At 71.4% G+C, this 5,161-nt stretch carries 3 protein-coding genes; 1 reads left to right on the top strand and 2 read right to left on the bottom strand.

Annotated elements, in window-relative coordinates; translation table 11 throughout:
- Positions 1-328: 328 nt before the first annotated feature.
- Both ADK86_RS12925 and ahcY read right to left on the bottom strand, forming a co-directional pair.
- A complete protein-coding gene (locus ADK86_RS12925) occupies positions 329-943 on the bottom strand; it encodes a hypothetical protein (protein WP_053696724.1) in 615 nt (204 codons plus the stop codon).
- A 132-nt stretch (positions 944-1,075) separates the two neighbouring features.
- Positions 1,076-2,533, bottom strand: a complete 1,458-nt coding sequence (gene ahcY, locus ADK86_RS12920) for an adenosylhomocysteinase (protein ID WP_053696723.1) — start codon at positions 2,531-2,533, stop codon at positions 1,076-1,078.
- A gap of 572 nt (positions 2,534-3,105) precedes the next feature.
- Here ahcY and ADK86_RS44445 point away from each other — a divergent pair.
- Positions 3,106-5,161: PTS fructose transporter subunit IIC (locus tag ADK86_RS44445; protein ID WP_420718845.1), on the top strand; the 2,056-nt coding region annotated here is incomplete at its 3' end.

Below are 5,161 nucleotides of genomic sequence, written 5' to 3'. Positions count from 1 at the left end.
GGGCTCAGGCTTGGGGGCAGGCCGGGGGCAATGCGTACGGGGCTGGTTCAGCGTTCGGGGGCGGGGCCGGAGCCGGGGGCGTGCAGGGCGGGGCACCAGCGGTCCCGGGGGCTCCGGCCGGGTCCGTCGAGCCGACCGTTGCTACCGCGCCCGTCCCGGCGACGGGCGGCAACGAAGGCGGCGACGGGGGCGGAGCCGAGACCGGACATCACACCGGAGCCGGTTCCGAGAACTCCCCCTCCACGGCCCGCCAAGCGGGCGGCGACAAGCGTCGTTCGGGTTTCGCGCCGCCCGTCTGAAAAGCGCGGCCGGCCCGCGCGGCGGTCGGTCAGGGAAAGGTCGAGGGCGGGGTTTCGAGGTCTTCGAGTTCGATGCCGGGGGCGGCCAGGACGACGTCGCCGGCGATGTGCACGGCGTGCTGTTCGCCGGTCTCCAGGTCATTGACCTGGTATTCGTCCGCCGTCAGCGGGCCGTTGTCAGTGGGGTGTGCTGTCCTGTTCACCAAGGCCCAGGACTGGTCGAGGGTGCGGGGCGCGAGGACGGGGGGTGTGAAGGCCACGAGGCGGGTGCGGACGGCTCCGGCGCCGGGGGCGGGGCGCAGCAGCCGGGCGGTGGCGACGAGGAAGGCGGGGGACGCGCCGGTGAAGGCGTGGGCGGGGACGTTGCCTTCGGTGGCGTGGGTGCCGGTCGGGTCGGTACGGACCCAGGTGACGCCTTCCAGGGCGGCGCCGCGGACCTGCCAGTCGCCGGCGTGGAGTTCGAGACGGATGGGGCGGCCGAGGTCGTCGAGGGTGAGGTCGACGGAGCCCGCGTGGTCTCCGGAGGGGGTGGTGAGCTGGGAGACGTAACGCCAGCCGGAGGGGCCGGTGGCGCAGTGGAAGTGTTCTTCGCCGAGGGGGGTGTGGTCGTGCGGGTCGTAAAGGGAGTATCGGCCGCGGGGCATGGGGGTCCTTGGTCGGGTCCGGTGGTACGGGTCAGGCCCCCGCCGTGGTGCTGGGCGGGGGCCTGGATCACCGGCTGCCGGTGGTGGTGCCCGGTGTGCGCAGCGGCGGGCCGGGCACCGGGTGCGCGGGGATCAGTAACGGTAGTGGTCGGGCTTGTACGGGCCCTCGACGGTGACGCCGATGTAGGCGGCCTGCTCGGGGCGGAGGGTCGTGAGCTTGACGCCGAGGGCGTCGAGGTGGAGGCGGGCGACCTTCTCGTCCAGGTGCTTGGGCAGGACGTAGACGTCGGTCGGGTACTCCGCCGGCTTGGTGAACAGCTCGATCTGGGCCAGGGTCTGGTCCGCGAAGGAGTTGGACATCACGAAGGAGGGGTGGCCGGTCGCGTTGCCCAGGTTGAGCAGGCGGCCCTCGGACAGCACGATCAGGACCTTGCCGTCGGGGAAGGTCCAGGTGTGGACCTGCGGCTTGACCTCGTCCTTGACGATGCCGTCGATGGCGGCGAGGCCGGCCATGTCGATCTCGTTGTCGAAGTGGCCGATGTTGCCGACGATCGCCTGGTGCTTCATCTTGGCCATGTCGGAGGCCATGATGATGTCCTTGTTGCCCGTCGTGGTGATGAAGATGTCGGCGGTCTCGACGACCTCGTCCAGGGTGGTGACCTGGTAGCCGTCCATCGCGGCCTGGAGGGCGCAGATCGGGTCGATCTCGGTGATGATGACGCGGGCGCCCTGGCCGCGCAGCGACTCGGCGCAGCCCTTGCCGACGTCGCCGTAGCCGCAGACGACGGCGGTCTTGCCGCCGATGAGGGTGTCGGTGGCGCGGTTGATGCCGTCGATCAGGGAGTGCCGGCAGCCGTACTTGTTGTCGAACTTCGACTTGGTCACGGCGTCGTTCACGTTGATCGCCGGGAAGAGCAGCACGCCGTCGCGCTGCATCTCGTAGAGGCGGTGCACGCCGGTGGTGGTCTCCTCGGTGACGCCGCGGATCTCCGACGCCAGCTTGGTCCACTTCTGCGGGTTCTCGGCGAGGGTGCGGTTGAGGAGCTCCAGGATCGCGCGGTGCTCGTCGTTCTCCGCGGTCTCGACGGCGGGGGCCTTGCCGGCCTTCTCGTACTCGACGCCCTTGTGGACCAGGAGCGTGGCGTCGCCGCCGTCGTCCAGGATCATGTTCGGGCCGCCGGTGGGCGAGTTCGGCCAGGTCAGCGCCTGCTCCGTGCACCACCAGTACTCTTCGAGCGTCTCGCCCTTCCAGGCGAAGACCGGGACGCCCTGCGGGTTCTCGGGGGTACCGTTCGGGCCGACCGCGATGGCGGCCGCGGCGTGGTCCTGGGTGGAGAAGATGTTGCAGGAGGCCCAGCGGACCTCGGCGCCGAGCGCGGTGAGGGTCTCGATCAGCACGGCGGTCTGCACGGTCATGTGCAGCGAGCCGGTGACGCGGGCGCCGGCCAGCGGCTGTGCGGCGGCGTACTCCTTGCGGATCGCCATCAGGCCGGGCATCTCGTGCTCGGCGAGGGTGATCTCCTTGCGGCCGAAGGCGGCGAGGGACAGGTCGGCGACCTTGAAGTCCTGGCTGTTGGCTGCGGTCGACATTCGGGTTGCTCCCGGGGTCGAGGGTGGTCGGCTGGCAGTCTGCGGCGCGGGCAGGTGGCGACGTTACCGCCCGGCGCTTCGCGCGGGCGGATGTACCGCGTACGCAGCACACCGTCCGAGGCGGCGTGCCGTACGGGCAGCGCCTCAGGTCGTACCGGCGATACCTCGTGCCGTACCGGCCGTGCACGTCGCCGTGCGGGCCGTGCACGTCGTACGGGCGGTACCGCGTGGGCGGACACACCTCTCCCCCGGCCGCAGCGCAGTCCGTCGGAGGCCCTCTCTCCCTCGGCCGGCCCGCGGGACGGGCCGCCCGACCGCCATCAGCAGCGACGTCTGGCACTGGTCACGAATCTACACCGATCGCCCCGGGGAACCCCAGCCCGCCCGAGGACTTCGTACGCGTGCGGACGGGCGCGCGGACCGCCGGCCGGCGCGGGCACGCAGGTGGCGGGGCGCCGGCCGGGACCGGAGTGGCCTTCGGCACTGTGCACCCGTCCGTTCGTATTGCAGGATGCGGACAGCGCATGGACACTCGCACGTCACCCCGCGCGCACGGCCGTTAGGAGAACCACGTGACCACCAGTCCAGCCGATCCCCGCGAGGGCGCGGGGACGGGCGGGCGAGGGCTGAAGCTGCTCGCAGTGACCGCCTGCCCGACCGGCATAGCCCATACGTACATGGCCGCCGAGAAACTGAGCCAGGCCGCGGAGTCGCTCGGCCATGCGATGAAGGTGGAGACACAAGGGTCGATCGGTGCCGAGAACGTCTTGTCTGACAACGATGTCAGAGACGCCGACGGGATCATCATCGCGGCGGACAAGGATGTCGACCCGGCGCGCTTCGTCGGCAAGCGCCTGCTGGTGGTGGGCGTGGCCGAGGGCATCCGCCGCCCCGAGGAACTGATCGAACGGGTGCGGAGCGCGCCGGTGTACGGCGCGGACGGGGACGGAGGCGGGGACGGGTACGCGGGCGGCGCGGGCGGTTCCGGCGCCGGGGGTACGGCTGCCGCCGGTTCGGATGGGGCCGGTACGGGCCGGGCGGGTTCGGATGGCGCCGGTTCCGGGAGGGGCGGCTCCGGGCGGGCCGGATCGGGCGACGCGGTCGGTTCCGGCGGCCCGGCCGGTGCCGCACGGCGGGGCAAGGAGCGCAGTCTCGCGTACAAGGCGCTGATGAACGGGGTCAGCTACATGATCCCGTTCGTCGTGGTCGGCGGGCTGCTGCTGGCGCTGTCGCTGGCGGTCGGCGGGCACCCGACGGCGAAGGGGCTGGTGATCCCGGAGGGTACGTTCTGGGCGCACGTCAACGACATCGGCACCATCGGCTTCCAGCTCATGGTGCCGATCCTGTCCGGCTATATCGCGTACGCGATCGGGGACCGGCCCGCGCTGGTGCCGGGCATGATCGGCGGCTGGATAGCCAACACCGGTGAGCTGTACGGCTCCGAGGCGGGCGCCGGGTTCATCGGGGCGATCGTGACCGGCTTCCTGGCCGGGTACCTGGTGATGTGGATCAAGAAGGTCCGGGTGCCGCGGTTCGTCCGGCCGATCATGCCGATCATCGTGATCCCGATCGTCGCGACGGCGGTGCTCGGGCTGTTCTTCATCTACGTCCTCGGCAAACCGATCTCCTGGGTCTTCACGCACCTGACGGACTGGCTCAGCGGGATGACGGGCACCAGTGCGATCGTGCTCGGCGCGGTCCTCGGCCTGATGATCGCGTTCGACATGGGCGGGCCGGTCAACAAGACGGCGTTCCTCTTCGGCACAGGGCTGATCGCGACCGGCAACCAGACGGTCATGGGCATGTGCGCCGCCGCGATCCCGGTGATGCCGCTCGGCCAGGGCCTGGCCACGCTGATCCGCCGGCGCCTGTACTCCGACCAGGAGCGGGAGACCGGCATGGCGTCGCTGTTCATGGGCCTGTTCGGCATATCGGAAGGCGCGATCCCGTTCGCGGCGGCGCGGCCCGCGCAGGTCATCCCGGCGAACATGCTGGGCGGCGCGGTGGCCGGTGCGGTCGCGGGCATGGCCGGGGTGACGGACGCGGTGCCGCACGGCGGCCCGATCGTGGCGGTGCTCGGCGCGGTCGGCGGAGTGCCGATGTTCTTCGTGGCCGTGGCGATCGGCTCGGTGGTGACGGCGCTGGCGACGGTGGCGCTGGTGGACATATCGGACCGCAGGAAGGAGCGGGCGGCCGGTTACGGGACGAGCCGGACGGCGGACCAGGCGGCGGACCAGCCGACGAACCCAGGAACGGGCCAGGCGGCGGACGGAGACCCGACCGCGGCGCCCGGGGCGGCGTCCGAGCCGACGCCCGAGCCGACCCCCGTACCAACGCCCGAACCGGTCCTCGCCGGAGTCGGCGCCACAGCAACAGCCACAGCAACAGCCGCGGACACAACAACGGACACGACGACGGGCGCAACGACGGGCGCAACGACAGATACAGCGGCGACCACAGCCGCAGGAACAGAGCGGAACTCGACACCCGTACCGGCGCAGGACACCAAAGCCGCTGACAGTAGCCCCGCTGACAGCGCCCCCACAGAATACGACACCCCCACCGCCCCCGACATCCCCACCCCCACCACCCCCACCCCCAAGATCCTCTCCGGCTACCTCACCCCCC

Source organism: Streptomyces sp. NRRL F-5755, from assembly GCF_001279365.1.
GTDB lineage: Bacteria > Actinomycetota > Actinomycetes > Streptomycetales > Streptomycetaceae > Streptomyces > Streptomyces rimosus.
Note: the sequence above shows the minus strand (reverse complement) of the source record. Positions and strands in the feature narration are given on the sequence as shown.

Coding starts and splice junctions, on each gene's coding strand:
- ahcY (WP_053696723.1), bottom strand. CDS start 2,533: ATGTCGACCGCAGCCAACAGCCAGGACTTCAAGGTCGCCGACCTGTCC.
- ADK86_RS12925 (WP_053696724.1), bottom strand. CDS start 943: ATGCCCCGCGGCCGATACTCCCTTTACGACCCGCACGACCACACCCCC.